Source organism: Bradyrhizobium sp. SEMIA, assembly GCF_014844175.1.
Lineage (GTDB): Bacteria > Pseudomonadota > Alphaproteobacteria > Rhizobiales > Xanthobacteraceae > Bradyrhizobium > Bradyrhizobium arachidis.
In genome coordinates, this window is sequence record NZ_CP046601.1 from 1,279,011 (window position 1) to 1,294,826 (window position 15,816).

Below are 15,816 nucleotides of genomic sequence, written 5' to 3' on the forward strand. Positions count from 1 at the left end.
CGATGCTTCCCGGCTTTCGCTTCCTGCTTGCCGCGATCCTGCTGTCAACCTCCATCCTGGTGTTCGGCCTAGGCGCCGCCGCGCTGCTGCGGGCGACCCATGAGCAATATGTCAGCAACCCCTCCTGGCGGAACGGTCCGCAGGAGAAGGTGTTCGCGCAAGCCTCTGAGCCTGCCCAGCCGGTGCTCGCAGTCTTGCGGGCCGAGCCGGAGGCGGCGGTCGAGCTGACGCCGTCGCTGCGTGACCAGGTGCCGACCATCGGACTGCCCGAGCAGATGGCCGCGCTGACGAGCGGGCCACGACTCGTCGACGCACGCCTGCCGTGTCGCGACGCCAGCGCGCCGGCGCCGGTTGATGCAGCCGTTGATCCCAGCCGAGCGATGCCGCCGCGGCACTCGACGTTGCGACGACCAGGCTAGCGGCGCTGAACGATCCGGCGGCCGCGAAGGCCGCGCCCGCCAAGGCCAAGTCCGACACCAGCAAGCCGGAGAGCAAGGCGACCAAGCCCAAGGCGAAGAAGCGGCACCGCGAGGTGCGCCGCCCGCCGCCTCAGCAGTTGCGGCAACAGTTCGATCCGTTCGGTCAGCAGACCTTCGCAACGACGACCACGCGCACCCGGTGACGCTTCACCTGCCCCGCTGGCGGCAGGCTAATCGCTCAGAAGAATTCGTCATGCCCGGGCTTGTCCCGGGCATCCACATTCTTTGTATTGCGCGCAAGGCGTGGATGGCCGGGTCGAGCCCGGCCATGACGCCGTGGAAGCAGCAACGCCTCCAATACTTATCTCACGCCGGCCCGGTCGCGATCGGCGGGCCGTTTTCCTGGCCCCATTCCGACCACGAGCCGTCATAGAGCGCGGTGTCTGTGACGCCGAGCCGATAGAGCGCGAGCGTCAGCACGCCGGCGGAGACGCCGGAGCCGCAGCTCGTCACGATCGGCGCATCGAGCTTGACGCCCGCGCTGGCGAAGGCGGCGCGGAGATCCTCGAGCGGCTTCATCGTGCCGGTCGCGGCGTCGAACAGCTGATTGTAAGGCACGTTGCGGGCGCCGGGGATGTGGCCGGAGCGGATGCCCGCCCGCGGCTCGGGCGCGCGGCCCTCGAAGCGATCGGCGGCGCGCGCGTCGATCACCTGCTCGGCGCGGCGTTCGACGTTGGCGACCAGCTGCTGCATGCTGCGCACGCGCTTCGGATCGTAGCTCGCCTTGAACTTCGCCGGCTTCGGCGTCACCTCGCCGCTCTCGACCGGACGCCCTTCAGCGCGCCACTTCTTCAATCCGCCATTGAGGATGCGCACGTTGTTGTGGCCGAACGCCAGGAACATCCACCAGGCGCGGGGCGCTGCGACCCAGCCGCCGGCATCGTAGAGCACGACGGTGTCAGCGTTGGAGATGCCGAGATTGCCGACGTCGCGGCCGAACTGCTCGGCACTCGGATACATGTGCGGCAGCGGGTTGGAATGATCAGAGACAGCATCGACGTCGAAGAACACAGCGCCCGGCAGATGCGCGGCGAGATAGTCGTCCTTCGGCAGCGGCAGCACGCCCGGCAGCTTGAAGCTGGCGTCGAGAATCCTGACGTTGGCGTCGCCCATGTGGGCGGCGAGCCATTCGGTGGAGACGAGGGGATCGGTGGCCATCGGTGCTTCCTTGTGGTCATTCCGGGGCGCCCGGAGGGCGAGCCCGGAATCCATCGTGCGGCTGAGTTGGTGGATGCATGGATTCCGGGCTCGCGCTTCGCGCGCCCCGGAATGACGGATGAGAGAGTGAAGCCCTCACCCCTTCTTCTTCGGCTCCCACGCTTCCGTCGGGCCGCCGGCATCGCGCCAGGCGGCGTAGCCGCCGGCGATGTGGGCGACGGGCTTGAGGCCCATGTCCTGCGCGGTGTTGGCCGCGAGCGCGGAGCGCAGACCCCCGGCGCAATGGAAGACGAACTTCTTGTCCTCCTGGAAGATCGGCTTGGCATACGGGCTCTGCGGATCGATCCAGAATTCGAGCATGCCGCGGGTGCAGGCGAACGCACCGGGGATGCGGCCGTCGCGCTCGATCTCGCGGGGATCGCGGATGTCGACGATGACGACGTCGCCGTTCTTGGAGATCTCGATGGCGTCCCTGGCGTTCAGCGTCTCGATCTCGGAATTGGCCTCGTCGATCAGCGCCTTGATGCCGCGGGTGATGTTTTGGGGCATGTGGTTCTCCCTTCTCGTTCGTCATTCCGGGGCGCGACGAAGTCGCGAGCCCGGAATCCATTTCTCCACCAACTCTGCCGCTCGATGGATTCCGGGTTCGCGCTACTCGCGCCCCGGAATGACAGCAATCAGTGCGTCAATTCCTTCATCGCATTCTCCAGCCCCTCGATCGTGATCGGGTACATGCGGTTGGCGAAGATGCGCTTGATGATGGTGGTCGATTCCGAATAGTCCCAGTGCTTCTGCTGCACCGGGTTCAGCCACACCGTATGCGGATAGGTGCGGATGATGCGGTCGAGCCAGACCGAGCCCGGCTCCTCGTTGACGTGCTCGACCGAGCCGCCCGGCACCATGATCTCGTAAGGCGACATCGAGGCGTCGCCGACGAACACGACCTTGTAGTCGTGCGGATATTTGTGCAGCACGTCCCAGGTCGGCGTACGGTCGGTGAAGCGGCGCTTGTTCTGCTTCCACACGCCTTCATAGAGGCAGTTGTGGAAGTAGAAATACTCCATGTGCTTGAACTCGCTCTTCGCCGCCGAGAACAGCTCCTCGACCTGCTCGATATGCGCGTCCATCGAACCGCCGATGTCGAAGAACACCAGCAGCTTCACCGCATTTCGCCGCTCGGGGCGCATGTGCACGTCGAGATAGCCATGATTGGCGGTCTCGCGAATGGTGGTGTCGAGATCGAGCTCGTCGGGCGCGCCGGTGCGCGCGAACTTGCGCAGGCGCCGTAGCGCCACCTTGATGTTGCGGATGCCGAGCTCGACATTGCCGTCGAGGTCCTTGAACTCGCGCTTGTCCCACACCTTGACGGCGCGGTTGTTGCGGTTCTTCTCCTGGCCGATGCGCACGCCTTCGGGATTGTAGCCGTGGGCACCGAACGGCGAGGTGCCGGCGGTGCCGATCCACTTCGAGCCGCCCTGGTGGCGCCCCTTCTGCTCCTCGAGGCGCTTCTTCAAGGTCTCCATGAGCTTGTCCCAGCCCATGGCCTCGATCTGCTTCTTCTCTTCCTCGGTGAGGTATTTTTCGGCGAGCTTCTTCAGCCACTCCTCGGGGATCTCCGCCTTCTCCATGGCGTCGAGCAGGCTTTCCAGCCCCTTGAACACCGTGCCGAAGACGCGGTCGAACTTGTCGAGGTTGCGCTCGTCCTTCACCAGGGAGGCGCGCGACAAATAGTAGAAGTTCTCGACCGTGTAGTCCGCGAGGTCAGCGTCGAGCGCCTCCATCAGCGTGAGGTATTCGCGCAGCGTCACGGGGACCTGCGCATCGCGCAGAGAAGTGAAGAATTGCAGGAACATGGGTGACAGATTGCCCGTCGGGTGGCTGACGTCAAGGGGCGGAGACCTCCGCTGCGCGCTGGACCGATAGGCTTTTTGCTCTAGAATTGGGGTCCTCAAGGGGTTGTTTTGGGGACGTTTGCAATGGGAATTCTCGCAGCGCTCATCATTGGCGCGATCGCCGGCTGGCTCGCCGGCAAGATTGTCCACGGGGCGGGATTTGGCCTCATCGGCAACATCGTGGTCGGCATCATCGGCGCGCTAGTTGCGAGCTGGGTCCTGCCCCAGCTGCATATCGCGCTCGCCACCGGTACGATCGGCGCCATCGTGGACGCCACCATCGGCGCGGTGATTGTGCTGGTGATCCTTTCGCTGATAAGACGGGTCTGAAAGCCTGACCGAACCAGGAACGGCCGCCATGCGCGGCCGTTCCCATGTCGCGACCGGGACCAGGAAATTGGCAATGTCCCGGCCGACGACCAACAAGGACGCGCAATGAAGTTTACTGGCACCAAGGACTATGTTGCGACCGACGATCTCAAGGTCGCCGTCAATGCCTCGATCGTGCTGGAGCGCCCGCTCCTCATCAAGGGCGAGCCCGGCACCGGCAAGACGGTGCTGGCGGAGGAAGTGGCGAAGGCGCTGAACGCGCCGCTGCTCACCTGGCACATCAAGTCCACCACCAAGGCGCAGCAGGGCCTCTACGAATACGACGCGGTGTCGCGCCTGCGCGACAGCCAGCTCGGCGATGCCCGCGTCTCCGACATCAAGAACTACATCAAGCGCGGCAAGCTGTGGGAGGCGTTCACCGCCGAGCAGCGCCCGGTGCTCTTGATCGACGAGATCGACAAGGCCGACATCGAATTCCCGAACGACTTGCTGCTCGAGCTCGACCGCATGGAATTCCATGTCTACGAGACCGGCGAGACGATCAAGGCCAAGCAGCGCCCGATCATGATGATCACCTCCAACAACGAGAAGGAGCTGCCCGACGCCTTCCTGCGCCGCTGCTTCTTCCACTACATCAAGTTCCCCGACGCCGACACGATGGCCCGCATCGTCGACGTCCACTTCCCCGGCATCAAGAAGCGCCTGGTCGAGGAAGCCCTGCGCATCTTCTTCGAGGTGCGCGAGGTGCCCGGCCTGAAGAAGAAGCCCTCCACGTCCGAGCTTCTGGACTGGCTCAAGCTGCTGCTCAACGAGGACATGAGCGTCGAGCAGCTTCGCGAACGCGACCCGCGCAAGCTGATCCCGCCGCTGCACGGCGCGCTGCTCAAGAACGAGCAGGACGTGCATTTGTTCGAGCGACTGGCGTTTCTGAGCCGAAGGGAAGTGTGAGGGCGCTGCCAGTCCCGTCATCCTGAGGAGCGAGTGATGGGGCGCGAAGCGCCCCATCGGGAGCCTCGAAGGATGAACGGCCGAGATGCAGCCGGGCCGCCGCCCTTCGAGGGCCGCTGAAGAAGCGGCCACCTCAGGGTGACGGTGATGGATTGGCGCACACTCTCTCCACCTCGTCATTGCGAGCGCAGCGAAGCAATCCAGAGTCTTGCCGCAGAGAGATTCTGGATTGCTTCGCTGCGCTCGCAATGACGGAGCAAGGGGCATCGGCATCGCTCTCCGACTCGCATTTTGAATTGCAGGCACAGCTTTGCAGCCTCGCGGCTCATCTCGCCCGAGCTTTGCTTCATTCCATCGCCCAATAGAAAGAGGGCGCAGGGAAGGCCGGGTGCCAGCGGCACCCGCGGTCTGCTGTGCGCATGTAGCGCAAAAGAGACCGCACAACAGCATACAGGTGAAGCCCAACACTCAGCCTCCCCTGCGCAGTGGTCGGACGGCTTATGCCGCGCTCTCCCGGGAGCCGAATTCCTTCTGGCCTCCCTCACTCTTGCGAAAGTCGCCGGCACCGCGCCGGTTGACGCGACCGCCGCATCCGTAAGAGCTTGACCGTAGCAACGACGGCCAGGACCACACGGTTTTGCCGTACGCTTGCAGCGCCGCTCGTCCGCACGAAGCCTCGGGCTCACGGAGAGCAATCCGCCCTGCCCGCGCATCTCGTACACGACGCTGCCGCGTCCACCGCAACCCGGCCCGCGTTTCGAACGACTCGCGAACCGCCCTCTCCCTCGGGCCGGGCTGCCTCGACTTATGCCGTAATTCCGAATTTCGGTAAAGTGGGAATATTTTTGCGGAGAGGGATTGACAGATTGCCTGGTGTTTTGCCCGACGGGCAAACTCAGCCTCGTAGGATGGGTAGAGCGCAGCGAAACCCATCGTGCTTTCCGCGAGCGCCGCACGATGATCGGTTTCGCTTCGCTCTACCCATCCTACGAAGATGTCACGCCACCGCTGCGTCCGGGATGCGTGCGGCTTCCATCGGCGCCTTGCCGCGGATCAGGTCCGAGGCGCGGTCGGCGATCATCATGGTGGAGGCGTTGAGGTTAGCCGAGATCATGCGCGGCATGATGGAGGCGTCGATGACGCGGAGGCCTTCGAGGCCGTGGACGCGGAGCTGGTCGTCGACGACCGCCCACGTGCTGTCGGCCGGACCCATGCGGCAGGTGCAGCCGGGGTGGAAGGTGGTGGTGCCACGCTCGGTGGCGGCGTGCAAAAATTCGTCGTCGGTGTTGACGTTGGGGCCGGGGAAATCCTCGTAGGCGTAATAGGGCGAGAGCGGTGCCGACTTCAAAAGCCGCCGCGCGAGCTTCATGCCGCCGACGATGACGCGGCGGTCGAGCTCGGCGTCGAGATAGTTGGTCTGGATGATCGGCGGCGCGAACGGATCGTTGGAGCGAATGCGGACATAGCCGCGGCTCTCCGGGCGCTGCTGCCAGGAGGCGACCGTCATGCCGGGCTCGTCCTCGAGCTGGCCCTGCACGCCCTCCTTGTAGGACGCCGGCGTGAAGGTGAGTTGCAAGTCGGAGCTCTCCGCGCTCTCGCCGGAATGCCAGAAGCAATAGACCATGGTCGGCGACAGCGACAGCAGGCCGCGCCGCGCGGTCGCCCATTTCAGCGCCTCGATCCACAGCGAGAAGCCGCGGCGAAGCTCGTTGATGGTCTTGATGTCCTTGACGCGCGCCACCGTGCGCGGTGCATAGTGGTCCTGCAGGCCCTCGCCGACCGGCAGAGCATGGCGAACGGCGATGCCGTGGGCCTGCAACAGGTCCGGCGAGCCGACGCCGGAGAGCTGGAGCAGCTGCGGCGAATTATAGGTGCCGCCGGAGAGGATCACTTCCTTGTTGGCGCGCACTTCGACCGGCGTGCCGCCGCGGCCGCCCTTGGTGTAGCGGACGCCGACGGCGCGCTTGCCCTCGAAGATGATCTCGGTGGCATGCGCATGCGTGTGCACATGCACGTTGGGCCGCTTCATCGCGGGCTTGAGGAACGCGGTCGCGCCGGAGACGCGCAGGCCGTTGTTGATGGTGCGCTGGCAGTACGAGACGCCTTCCTGGGTCTTGCCGTTGTAATCGGGGTTGCGGGGAATGCCGAGCGACACCGCGCCTTCCATGAAGGCCTCGCAGAGCGGATCGCGCCAGTCCATCGTGGTGACGATGAGGTTGCCGTCGCGGCCGCGATAGGTGTCCTCGCCCTCACCCACGCGCTTCTCCAATCGCCGGAAGTAGGGCAGCACATCGGCATAGCCCCAGCCGCGATTGCCCATCTGCGCCCAGGTGTCGAAGTCCATGCGCTGGCCGCGATTGTAGATGTGGCCGTTGATCGAGGAGGAGCCACCGAGCGTCTTGCCGCGCGGCGCATAGATGCTGCGCCCGCCGGTGTAAGGACCGGGCTCCTGCTGGTAGGCCCAGTTGATGCTCTTCATGTGGAAGGTCTTGATGAACCCCGCCGGCAAGTGAATGTACGGATGCCAGTCGGAAGGGCCTGCCTCGAGCACGCAAATGCTGGTGTTGGGATCTTCGCTGAGCCGGCTGGCCAGGATGCAACCGGCCGAGCCCGCGCCGATGATCACATAGTCAAATCTATCCATGGTGCCTCGGCCGCCCCTAACGCGGCTTTTCGTTGAGTTGATAGTTCAGATGCGTTTTCACCGTCGGCCATTCGGCGGCGGTGATGCTGTGGACCACGGTGTCGCGCAGCGTGCCGTTCGGCGCAACCTGATGGCTGCGCAGGATGCCGTCCTGCTTGGCGCCCAGGCGCTCGATGGCGCGGCGGCTCTGGTGGTTGAAGAAATGGGTGCGGAACTCGACCGCGATGCAATTCAGCGTCTCGAAGGCATGGGTGAGCAGCAGCAGCTTGCACTGCGTGTTGAGCGGGCCGCGCTGCGCGCTCTTGCCATACCAGGTCGAGCCGATCTCGACGCGGCGGTTGGCGGCATCGATGTTCATGTAGGTGGTCTGGCCGACAATCTTGCCGGCGGCGTCGAACACGGTGAAGGGCAGCATCGAGCCCGCGGCCTGAAGGCCGAGGCGGCGGTCGATCTCCTTGGCGACGTTCTCCGGCGTCGGGATCGCGGTGTACCAGATCGTGTAGAGCTCGCCGTCCTTCACGGCCTCCATCAGCCCCTCGCGGTGCTCTTTCGACAGCGGCTCCAGACGAGCGTGCTGTCCGCGCAGGGTGATGGGATCAGGCCAGGGCATTTTATTGGTCCTCATGATTGTCATTCCGGGATGGTCCGAAGGACCAGACCCGGATCTCGAGATCCCGGGTTCGGCTCTCCGAGCCGCCCCGGGATGACGCTGGCGTACTACGTCATCGTCACTTATTCAAAAAGTTCAACGGCAAACCGCCGCGCGGCCAGTCCATGGCGACCAGCTCGCCCTTGCCCGACAGCGTGATGTAGGCGGTCTTCAACTCGGGGCCGCCGAAGGCGATGTTGGTGGTGACGCGATCGCCGGTCGGGACCTGCTCGACCAGGGTGCCATCGGGTGCGATCACCGAGATGCAGCCGGAGACGAGGGTGGCGACGCAGACGTTGCCGTTGGCCTCGACCGCGAGCGAGTCGAACATCTGATAGCCGCCGAGGCCGCAGATCGGCTTGCCCCGCTCGCCGCGATAGATCACGTCCCGCGGCTTGAGCGTGCCGGGCGCGGACAGCTCATAGGCCCAGAGCCGGCCGGTCGGCGTCTCCGCGATGTAGACGGTGTTCTCGTCCGGCGACAGCCCGATGCCGTTGGCCGGCAGCACGCCGTGCACGACCTCGACAATCTCCTTCATGCCGGGCTTGAGGTAATACATGCCGCCGACATCCATCTCGCGCGCACGGCGCTTGCCGAGATCGGAGAACCACAGGCCGCCCTGCTTGTCGAAGACGAGGTCGTTCGGCCCGCGCAGATCGTGCTCGCCGCATTTGGTGACGACGGTCTCGACCTTGCCGGATTGCAGGTCGACGCGCTGGATCGAGCCGCCGAGATAATCGTCGGGCTGCGGGCCCGGCATGATCATGTTGCGGGTCGGGATCCAGGAGAAGCCGCCATTGTTGCAGATGTAGATCTTGCCGTCGGGACCGAGCGCGGCGCCGTTCGGGCCGCCCGGCACCTTGGCGACGATCTCCTTGCGGCCGTCGGGGTAGACGCGGGTCAGGCGCTGGCCGCGGATTTCCACCAGCACCACCGAGCCGTCCGGCATCACGACCGGCCCTTCGGGAAATTCGAGGTCGGTGGCGAGAACGCGGACGTCAGACATGGGCTACCCTCCCGGCTTGCTTGTTATGGCTTGCACGGGATGTCCGGCCACGGCCCCTCATGCAAGGTTTGCCTGAGGTTATGGCAAAGTAGGTCCACCTTGCCAAGCAAGCCGAATGGTATGCCAGCGTTGCGCGTTACTCTCTTACTGGCAGCCAGATCTCGAAGCCGCCATTGCCGGTTGCGGGGTCGAATTTTTCGTCATAGCGCTCGAAGTTCGGCGCATCCGCCGCCTTGAAGCCAGAGGCCGGCAGCCACTGATTCCAGATCGTGTTGACCGTGCGCCTGATCGAGGCGACGTGGTCGGTGTGCGTGAACACCGCATAGCGCTGCTCGGGGATGCGGATGCGACCGAAGCGCCGCGGCAGGTCGGAGAAATCGGCGACCTCGACGCCGGCGATATAGTCGAAATTGCCGGCATCGTCGCCGTTGCTGCAGACGCCGTAAGCAACATCGCCAAGCCGCGCGGGGATGTCGGCGACCTCCTGGTGGAAGCGCTGCCACAGACCGGGGATCATGGCGCCGTTGTCGCAAGCGATGCGCTCGGCGGGACCGGCAACGAGGAAGGCCTTTGCGGTTTCGAAACGCGGCGGGGCGAGATTATCGAGCATGGTGGAGTCCATGAGGATCGGCTCCTGTAGCTTGAGGTGGCTGACACATGTCGCGGCCCGGACGGCTTCGGGCGTGACGCCGAACTGGTCGCGGAACGCGCGGGTGAATGCTTCGTGCGAGCCGTAATCCGCCTCCAGCGCGAGGCTGAGAATGTCCGGTGCGCCGTTCGCAAGACTGCGCGCCGCCTCACTCAGCCGGCGTGCGCGCACGTAACGCATCACCGGCAAGCCGGTGGCTGCGGCAAACGCGCGCACGATGTGGAACCGCGACACGCCCGAGATCGCGGCGATCTCGTCGAGCGTCATCGGCTCGGCGAGATGGCTCTCGATGTACCAGAGTGCGCGCTGGGCTGGGTTCATGGGTTACGGCTCTCATTCGAAGCGTGGCGATCATGCGCCAATGCCTCCCATCGCGCTTGATCGGCATTGCTGTCCCCGCATGAGGATAGTCCGGGAATAGCCACTGGCAACGCCCGCGTGTTCGCGGCTACACTCCTTGAAACCGCTCACCAGAAAGGGGAACCGCGTCATGGAAATCACCGATGTGCGGGCGCACCATATCCGCATCCCCTATGACGCCGGCGTCGCGAGCTTTCGCCAGGGCGCGTCCGCCATCTCCGCGCTCGACATGGTGCTGGTCGAGGTCACGACCGATTCCGGGTTGACCGGCTGGGGCGATGCCTTCGCCTATGTCTGTCCGCGCACCACACGCAGCGCCGTCGAGGAGATGATCGCACCGCAAGCCCGCGGGCTGAACGTGCCCGATGCCGCCGGCATTCCGGCGGCGATGGAGCAGATCCAGCGCAATCTGCATCTGTTCGGCCGCTACGGCATCACCATGTTCGCGATCTCAGGGCTCGACATCGCGTTGTGGGACCTCGCTGCGAAGATCAAGGGCGTGCCGCTGCACCGGCTGCTCGGCGAGACCAGGCGTTCGTCCATCCCCGCCTATGCGAGCCTGCTGCGGATCGGCTCGCCCGAGAACATCGCCGGCGAATGCAGGAAGGCACTCGCGCTCGGCTATGGCGCCATCAAGCTGCACGAGACCACGACGCCTGCGGTGTTTGCCGCGCGCGCGGCGATCGGCCCCAAGATTCCGCTGATGGTCGACATGAACTGTCCGCTCTCAGGCGAGCAGGCGATCGCGTTCGCGAGGGCATGCGCGGACGCGCAGCCGATGTTCCTGGAGGAACCGGTCTGGCCGCCGGAAGACTTCGCAACGCTCGCCGACGTCCGCAGCCAGGGCGGGCTCGGCGTCGCCGCCGGCGAGAACGCCTGCACCGAATATCAATTCCGCCAGATGATGGACGCGGGCGCGGTGAGCCACGCGCAGCCGTCGGTGACGAAGGTCGGCGGCATCACGGAATTCCTGAAGGTCGTCGCAGCCGCGGATCAGTTCGGCGTCAAGATCGTCCCGCACTCTCCCTACTTTGGTCCCGGCCTGCTGGCGACGCTGCATCTGCTGGCGACCCGCGACGATGGGCTCGTCGAGATGTTCTATCTCAAGCGCGAAGCCTGCCTCTGGGGCGGCCGCGCCGACGCCGATGCCACCGGTCATGTCGCGGTGCCGACTGGCCCTGGACTTGGGTACGAGCCCGATCGCGCGGTGATGGAACGCTATCGCGTGGCGTGATCACTGCTGCTATTTCGCCGCATCCTTCGGCGGCGGCGCGTCCTGCTTCTTCTTCACGTCCTCAGCGATCTTGGTCTGCGCAGACTGGAGATCGCCGAGCGTCTTCTGCAAGCCGGCGAGGCTCGTCTTCAACGCGTCGATCTGGCGATTTGCCGCATCGAGCTTCTGCTGATGATCGAGGTTGAGCTTGGTGATCGTCTTCTGAAGAAAGTCGACATTGCTCTGCAGGCAGCTGGTGCGCCGCTCCATGGTCTTCTCGACCGTGCAGATCTCGATGCCGGGCACGTCCTGCGCGCAGGCCGGCGCGTTAACCAGCGCGGCGAGCAGCAACATCGCGAAACAAACGCCGGCATTTCGAAGCAACATGAAAGGTTCCTATCTAATCGATCACGTCAATGTGCGCTGTTTGCGCGCAGCCGCCGGAGGCTACCACACTCGTACCGCATTCTCGCGTTGAGCTTGCGCTGTTCCCTCTGACGGGGAACGATGATCCGCGCGCGGGAGAAGTGGGCGCTCTTTCGCGGCTTTGTTTAGGGGAGATTTTTCGAATGGCAACGCGCGATAGACGTCTGGCGGAGTTCGACGGCGCCGGAGAACCGCCACCCGGCCTGCCGGTCGAAGTCTTGTGCGAGGACCACAGCGGAACGTATCAACTGCCTTTCGCCTGCCGCTACGTCGAGGGACGCTGGCAGAACCACGAGGCCGGCATCGCGGTGGAAGCCACCGTGATCGGCTGGCGCCTGCCACGCGTGAAGCACAGCGGCGTGGCCTGACGGGCCGCGCCTGTCTCAAAACGCGACGGGGCCGCGCTCCGTCTTAACCATCGGAACGCGGCCCGAACGAATCACGTCCGAATCAGCGGGAACACTCCGTACGCAGCTGTTCACGGCTAGATGTCGCAAGTAGCCCGAACGGGTACACAATATCTGCGCAGCACGTGGGCACGGCCGAGCCAATGGCGAGCGCTAAACGTTAACGGCTTCAACGACATGGCAGCTGGAGGGCGACGCCTAAAACCTCGCTCCCAAAACAGGCAGGGCGCCGCCCGGCCTGCCTAATATTCGACCTCGAGCTCCTCGATCTCGGCCGGCTCTTCCCGCGCCGCCGCGATCCATTCCTTCATCTCGGGCATGGCCATGATGGTATCGGCATAGGCCTTCAGCCGCGGCTCGAGCTTGACGTCATAGGTGACGAAGCGCGTCACCACGGGGGCGTACATCGCATCCGCCATGGTGCGCCGCTCGCCGAACAGGAACGGCCCGCCGGATTTCTCCAGGCAGTCGCGCCAGATGAACCAGACGCGGTCGATGTCGGCCTGCGCGCGCGACCAGATCTTGAAGCCGGGGAAGTGCCCTTTCAAATTGACCGGCAGCGAGGCGCGCAGCGTGGTGAAGCCGGAATGGATTTCGCCGCAGATCGAGCGGCAATGCGCGCGCTGGACGCGATCATCAGGCAGCAGGCCGGCTGACGGCATCACATCGTTGAGGTATTCGGCGATCGCCAGCGTGTCCCAGACGGTCGCGCCGTCGTGGCGCAGGCATGGCACCAGGATCGAGGACGACAGTAGCAGGATCTCCGCGCGCGCCGAGGGATCGTCGGGCGCGGTGACGATCTCCTCGAAATCGAGGCCGGAAAATTTTGCCAGCAGCCAGCCACGCAGCGACCAGGACGAATAGTTCTTGCTGCTGATGGTCAGTGTCGCCTTCGCCATAGAACCCTTCCCTCACGCCTGATCGTCGGCATCGCGCAGCCGCGCGGGCGTGCGCATTGCCTGTGCTTCCCGCGAAAAGAGCAGCAAGCGACGTGCCAATTCTGCGGGCGGCCACGTCCGGCTTGGCGTCGATATTGCATAGCAACACGGGGCAACCGGACTTTCAGTATGATGTCGATGTATTATCAGGCCTTTCAGAACCATATGGACCTGACGGCGCCGTGGCGGGCGGGGGCCTCGTCCGCACTCAAATTCCTCCATTTGGTACCGCAGGGCCTGTCGGATCAGGTGGTCGGCCGGCTGTCGGCCGCGCTGGAGCTGATCTCGCGCGCCACCCTCACCTATGACCGCCCGGCCTACGGCATCGACAGCGTCATGGTTGGCAACCGCGAGATCGGCATCACCGAGGAGATCGCCTATGCGACGCCGTTCGGGTCGCTGCTGCATTTCAAGAAGGATGGCGCGCCCGAGCAGCCGCGCATGCTGCTGGTGGCGCCGATGTCCGGCCATTTCGCCACGCTCCTGCGCGGCACGGTGAAGACGCTGCTGCAGGACCACGACGTCTACATCACCGATTGGCACAACCCGCGCGACATTCCGCGCAAGGAGGGGCGCTTCGGCCTCGACGACTACACCGAGCATCTCATCGACTTCCTCGGACAGCTCGGCCCGCGCCCGCACATGGTGGCGATCTGCCAGCCGTCGGTGTCCGCGCTCGCGGCCGCCGCGATCATGTGCGAGGACAACCATCCCTCGCGCCCGGCGACGCTGACGCTGATGGCGGGCCCGATCGACACGCGGATCCAGCCGACCCGGGTCAACGAGTTCGCCAAGAGCCGGCCGATCGACTGGTTCGAGCAGAACCTGATCAATTACGTGCCGGTGCAGTGCCGCGGCGCGCTGCGCAAGGTCTATCCCGGCTTCGTGCAGCTCACCGCCTTCGTCTCGATGAATCTCGAGCGCCACATCAAGCAGCACATGGATCTCGCCAACCACATCGCCAAGGGCGAGAAGGAGAAGGCCGCGAGCATCAAGACCTTCTACGATGAGTATTTTGCCGTGATGGACCTGCCCGCGGAGTTCTACATCGAGACCGTGCGCGACGTGTTCCAGGAGCACCTGTTGCCGCAGGGCAAGCTGATGCATCGGGGACGGCCAGTGAACACGAAAGCCGTCAGCCGCATGGGTCTGATGACGGTCGAGGGCGAGAAGGACGACATCTGCTCGATCGGCCAGACGCTGGCCGCGCAAGACCTCTGCACCGGCGTGCGCGCCTATCGCCGCGTCCACCACATGCAGGCCGGAGTCGGCCATTACGGCGTATTCTCCGGCAAGCGCTGGAACAACGAGATCTATCCGCTGCTGCGGGACTTCGTGCACGTCAATTCGTGAGCAGGTCCTCCCACCGTCCTGTCACGCCCCGCGGCCAGCGGCGCGCTTGCCCATGTAGAAGACGATGATCGCAAGCGGCACGGCGAGCGCAAGCCAGGACGCCTGATCCCAGATCCCGTCGCCAAGCAGCGCCGAGATCAGGCCAAAAGCGACGACGCAGGCGATCACGACGGGCGCCAGGAATATCCGGACCAAAGGGCGCCTCGTGCCCGTCATCGCGACGCCTCCGCACCCACTGCCAATTGCCGCGCGCCGCCGCAGCCTGTCGCGCCGGCACCTTGCGCAGCCGCGCCGCCCAGAGATAGAGGCCGCTGCCGAGCACCACGAGGGTGACGAGATCGAGCAGAGCCCAGATGATCTTCAGCGGCATGCCGCCATAGTCGCCGAAATGCAGCGGACGCGACACGAACAGCGCCTTGACGTAAAGCGGCATATCCCGCGTTTCGCCAAAGGAGCCGTCATCGGCATTGATCAACACCGGCTTGAGCAGGCGTGAGGTGAGCGGCTCGTTGCCGCGCAGATAGACGCCGTAATGATGACCGCCGGCAAATGGCGATCCCGGCATTGCGACGGACTGCACCTTCATGCCTGGAGCGTTCGCGAGCGCGGTATCGATCGCGGCCTGCGCGGACGCAAGCTTCGGCGGCACCGGCGCGTTTCGCCACGGGCCGAGCATCGCCACGAGCTCGGTTCGCTGCCAATGCTGCGCAATCTGCTGGGACAGTGTGTTGATGACGCCGGTCACGCCGACGACGAGCGTCCAGGCCAAAATGACGATGCCGAACAGATTATGCACATCGAGCCAATACAACCTGCGTCGCGACCTCATGGTGCCGAAATCCAGGCGGCGCATGAACGGACCGTAGACGACGACGCCGGAAACCGTCGCCGTCAGAAACAGCAGCCCCATCGCACCCAGGAACAGCATGCCCGGCTGTTCCAGAAACAGGTCGGTGTGAAGATCGAGCAGAAACTTGGTGACGGCTCCGCGGACGGTCGCGCCGACATGGAGCACGCGCCCGGTGTGAGCATCGACGCTGACGATAACATCCGTCTTCGGCGAAGTGATCGTCGATGCCATGTAGACGTGCCAGATCGGGTCCTCATCGTCCGCGCCCACGATCGTGATCACCTCGTTCGGCTGTGCCGCCCGGGCAATCTCGAGGACGCGGTCGAAGCTGAGCATCGGCGTGCCCGCGGCCACCGCGTCCGCTTCGACAGTCGCCCCCAGCGCCGCGTCGATCTCGTCGTGGAAGATCAGCGGCAGCCCCGTCAGGCACAGCATGAACAGGAACAGCGTGCAGACGAGGCTCGTCCACTTGTGCGTTTCCTTCCAGATGCGGATCGAACGGGGCGTCATGACG

At 64.8% G+C, this 15,816-nt stretch carries 16 protein-coding genes; 6 read left to right on the forward strand and 10 right to left on the reverse strand.

The window, feature by feature from the left end:
- Positions 1–2 precede the first annotated feature (2 nt).
- Positions 3–419, forward strand: coding sequence for a hypothetical protein (locus FOM02_RS06175; protein ID WP_265441502.1), 417 nt, complete (start codon positions 3–5; stop codon positions 417–419).
- Positions 420–785: 366 nt separating this feature from the next.
- On the opposite strand, the gene sseA is transcribed toward FOM02_RS06175, so the two are convergent.
- The 3 genes from sseA to FOM02_RS06190 form a co-directional block, all read right to left on the reverse strand.
- Positions 786–1,637 carry a 3-mercaptopyruvate sulfurtransferase gene (gene sseA, locus FOM02_RS06180; protein ID WP_027560725.1) on the reverse strand — a complete coding sequence of 284 codons (852 nt, stop codon included), beginning with the start codon at positions 1,635–1,637 and terminating at the stop codon, positions 786–788.
- A gap of 135 nt (positions 1,638–1,772) precedes the next feature.
- On the reverse strand, positions 1,773–2,186 hold the full coding sequence (locus tag FOM02_RS06185) for a rhodanese-like domain-containing protein (RefSeq protein ID WP_265441503.1): 414 nt from the start codon (positions 2,184–2,186) through the stop codon (positions 1,773–1,775).
- 128 nt (positions 2,187–2,314) lie between these two features.
- Positions 2,315–3,490 carry a vWA domain-containing protein gene (locus FOM02_RS06190; RefSeq protein ID WP_027560727.1) on the reverse strand — a complete coding sequence of 392 codons (1,176 nt, stop codon included), beginning with the start codon at positions 3,488–3,490 and terminating at the stop codon, positions 2,315–2,317.
- A gap of 123 nt (positions 3,491–3,613) precedes the next feature.
- Here FOM02_RS06190 and FOM02_RS06195 point away from each other — a divergent pair, with 123 nt between their 5' ends.
- Both FOM02_RS06195 and FOM02_RS06200 read left to right on the forward strand, forming a co-directional pair.
- On the forward strand, positions 3,614–3,859 hold the full coding sequence (locus FOM02_RS06195; protein ID WP_027560728.1) for a GlsB/YeaQ/YmgE family stress response membrane protein: 246 nt from the start codon (positions 3,614–3,616) through the stop codon (positions 3,857–3,859).
- A gap of 105 nt (positions 3,860–3,964) precedes the next feature.
- Complete coding sequence (locus FOM02_RS06200) at positions 3,965–4,807, forward strand: AAA family ATPase (RefSeq protein WP_027560729.1); 843 nt, start codon at positions 3,965–3,967, stop codon at positions 4,805–4,807.
- 997 nt (positions 4,808–5,804) lie between these two features.
- Here FOM02_RS06200 and FOM02_RS06205 read toward each other — a convergent pair.
- From FOM02_RS06205 to FOM02_RS06220, 4 genes are all read right to left on the reverse strand, one after another.
- A complete protein-coding gene (locus tag FOM02_RS06205; RefSeq protein WP_027560730.1) occupies positions 5,805–7,451 on the reverse strand; it encodes a GMC family oxidoreductase in 1,647 nt (548 codons plus the stop codon).
- Positions 7,452–7,467: 16 nt separating this feature from the next.
- Positions 7,468–8,061, reverse strand: a complete 594-nt coding sequence (locus FOM02_RS06210) for a GNAT family N-acetyltransferase (protein ID WP_265442163.1) — start codon at positions 8,059–8,061, stop codon at positions 7,468–7,470.
- A gap of 118 nt (positions 8,062–8,179) precedes the next feature.
- Positions 8,180–9,106 (reverse strand): SMP-30/gluconolactonase/LRE family protein, encoded by a 927-nt coding sequence (locus tag FOM02_RS06215; protein WP_027560732.1) that lies wholly within the window; start codon positions 9,104–9,106, stop codon positions 8,180–8,182.
- Between the two features lie 136 nt (positions 9,107–9,242).
- Positions 9,243–10,076: an AraC family transcriptional regulator gene (locus FOM02_RS06220; RefSeq protein WP_027560733.1), complete on the reverse strand. Its 834-nt coding sequence runs from the start codon at positions 10,074–10,076 to the stop codon at positions 9,243–9,245.
- Positions 10,077–10,245: 169 nt separating this feature from the next.
- Here FOM02_RS06220 and FOM02_RS06225 point away from each other — a divergent pair, with 169 nt between their 5' ends.
- On the forward strand, positions 10,246–11,349 hold the full coding sequence (locus FOM02_RS06225; RefSeq protein ID WP_027560734.1) for a mandelate racemase/muconate lactonizing enzyme family protein: 1,104 nt from the start codon (positions 10,246–10,248) through the stop codon (positions 11,347–11,349).
- Positions 11,350–11,358: 9 nt separating this feature from the next.
- Here FOM02_RS06225 and FOM02_RS06230 read toward each other — a convergent pair whose 3' ends face one another.
- A complete protein-coding gene (locus FOM02_RS06230; RefSeq protein WP_027560735.1) occupies positions 11,359–11,715 on the reverse strand; it encodes a hypothetical protein in 357 nt (118 codons plus the stop codon).
- 182 nt (positions 11,716–11,897) lie between these two features.
- Here FOM02_RS06230 and FOM02_RS06235 point away from each other — a divergent pair, with 182 nt between their 5' ends.
- Positions 11,898–12,122: a hypothetical protein gene (locus tag FOM02_RS06235; RefSeq protein WP_011089440.1), complete on the forward strand. Its 225-nt coding sequence runs from the start codon at positions 11,898–11,900 to the stop codon at positions 12,120–12,122.
- A gap of 281 nt (positions 12,123–12,403) precedes the next feature.
- Here FOM02_RS06235 and FOM02_RS06240 read toward each other — a convergent pair whose 3' ends face one another.
- A complete protein-coding gene (locus FOM02_RS06240) occupies positions 12,404–13,060 on the reverse strand; it encodes a glutathione S-transferase family protein (RefSeq protein ID WP_027560736.1) in 657 nt (218 codons plus the stop codon).
- A gap of 168 nt (positions 13,061–13,228) precedes the next feature.
- On the opposite strand from FOM02_RS06240, the gene FOM02_RS06245 reads away from it, so the two are divergent.
- Positions 13,229–14,452 (forward strand): polyhydroxyalkanoate depolymerase, encoded by a 1,224-nt coding sequence (locus FOM02_RS06245; RefSeq protein ID WP_027560737.1) that lies wholly within the window; start codon positions 13,229–13,231, stop codon positions 14,450–14,452.
- Here the strand turns inward: FOM02_RS06245 and FOM02_RS06250 are convergent.
- Positions 14,442–15,812: a PepSY-associated TM helix domain-containing protein gene (locus FOM02_RS06250; protein WP_265441504.1), complete on the reverse strand. Its 1,371-nt coding sequence runs from the start codon at positions 15,810–15,812 to the stop codon at positions 14,442–14,444. The two genes, FOM02_RS06245 and FOM02_RS06250, sit on opposite strands and share 11 nt — an antisense overlap.
- Positions 15,813–15,816 lie beyond the last annotated feature (4 nt).

Coding starts and splice junctions, on each gene's coding strand:
- FOM02_RS06175 (WP_265441502.1), top strand. CDS start 3: ATGCTTCCCGGCTTTCGCTTCCTGCTTGCCGCGATCCTGCTGTCAACC.
- sseA (WP_027560725.1), bottom strand. CDS start 1,637: ATGGCCACCGATCCCCTCGTCTCCACCGAATGGCTCGCCGCCCACATG.
- FOM02_RS06185 (WP_265441503.1), bottom strand. CDS start 2,186: ATGCCCCAAAACATCACCCGCGGCATCAAGGCGCTGATCGACGAGGCC.
- FOM02_RS06190 (WP_027560727.1), bottom strand. CDS start 3,490: ATGTTCCTGCAATTCTTCACTTCTCTGCGCGATGCGCAGGTCCCCGTG.
- FOM02_RS06195 (WP_027560728.1), top strand. CDS start 3,614: ATGGGAATTCTCGCAGCGCTCATCATTGGCGCGATCGCCGGCTGGCTC.
- FOM02_RS06200 (WP_027560729.1), top strand. CDS start 3,965: ATGAAGTTTACTGGCACCAAGGACTATGTTGCGACCGACGATCTCAAG.
- FOM02_RS06205 (WP_027560730.1), bottom strand. CDS start 7,451: ATGGATAGATTTGACTATGTGATCATCGGCGCGGGCTCGGCCGGTTGC.
- FOM02_RS06210 (WP_265442163.1), bottom strand. CDS start 8,061: ATGCCCTGGCCTGATCCCATCACCCTGCGCGGACAGCACGCTCGTCTG.
- FOM02_RS06215 (WP_027560732.1), bottom strand. CDS start 9,106: ATGTCTGACGTCCGCGTTCTCGCCACCGACCTCGAATTTCCCGAAGGG.
- FOM02_RS06220 (WP_027560733.1), bottom strand. CDS start 10,076: ATGAACCCAGCCCAGCGCGCACTCTGGTACATCGAGAGCCATCTCGCC.
- FOM02_RS06225 (WP_027560734.1), top strand. CDS start 10,246: ATGGAAATCACCGATGTGCGGGCGCACCATATCCGCATCCCCTATGAC.
- FOM02_RS06230 (WP_027560735.1), bottom strand. CDS start 11,715: ATGTTGCTTCGAAATGCCGGCGTTTGTTTCGCGATGTTGCTGCTCGCC.
- FOM02_RS06235 (WP_011089440.1), top strand. CDS start 11,898: ATGGCAACGCGCGATAGACGTCTGGCGGAGTTCGACGGCGCCGGAGAA.
- FOM02_RS06240 (WP_027560736.1), bottom strand. CDS start 13,060: ATGGCGAAGGCGACACTGACCATCAGCAGCAAGAACTATTCGTCCTGG.
- FOM02_RS06245 (WP_027560737.1), top strand. CDS start 13,229: ATGATGTCGATGTATTATCAGGCCTTTCAGAACCATATGGACCTGACG.
- FOM02_RS06250 (WP_265441504.1), bottom strand. CDS start 15,812: ATGACGCCCCGTTCGATCCGCATCTGGAAGGAAACGCACAAGTGGACG.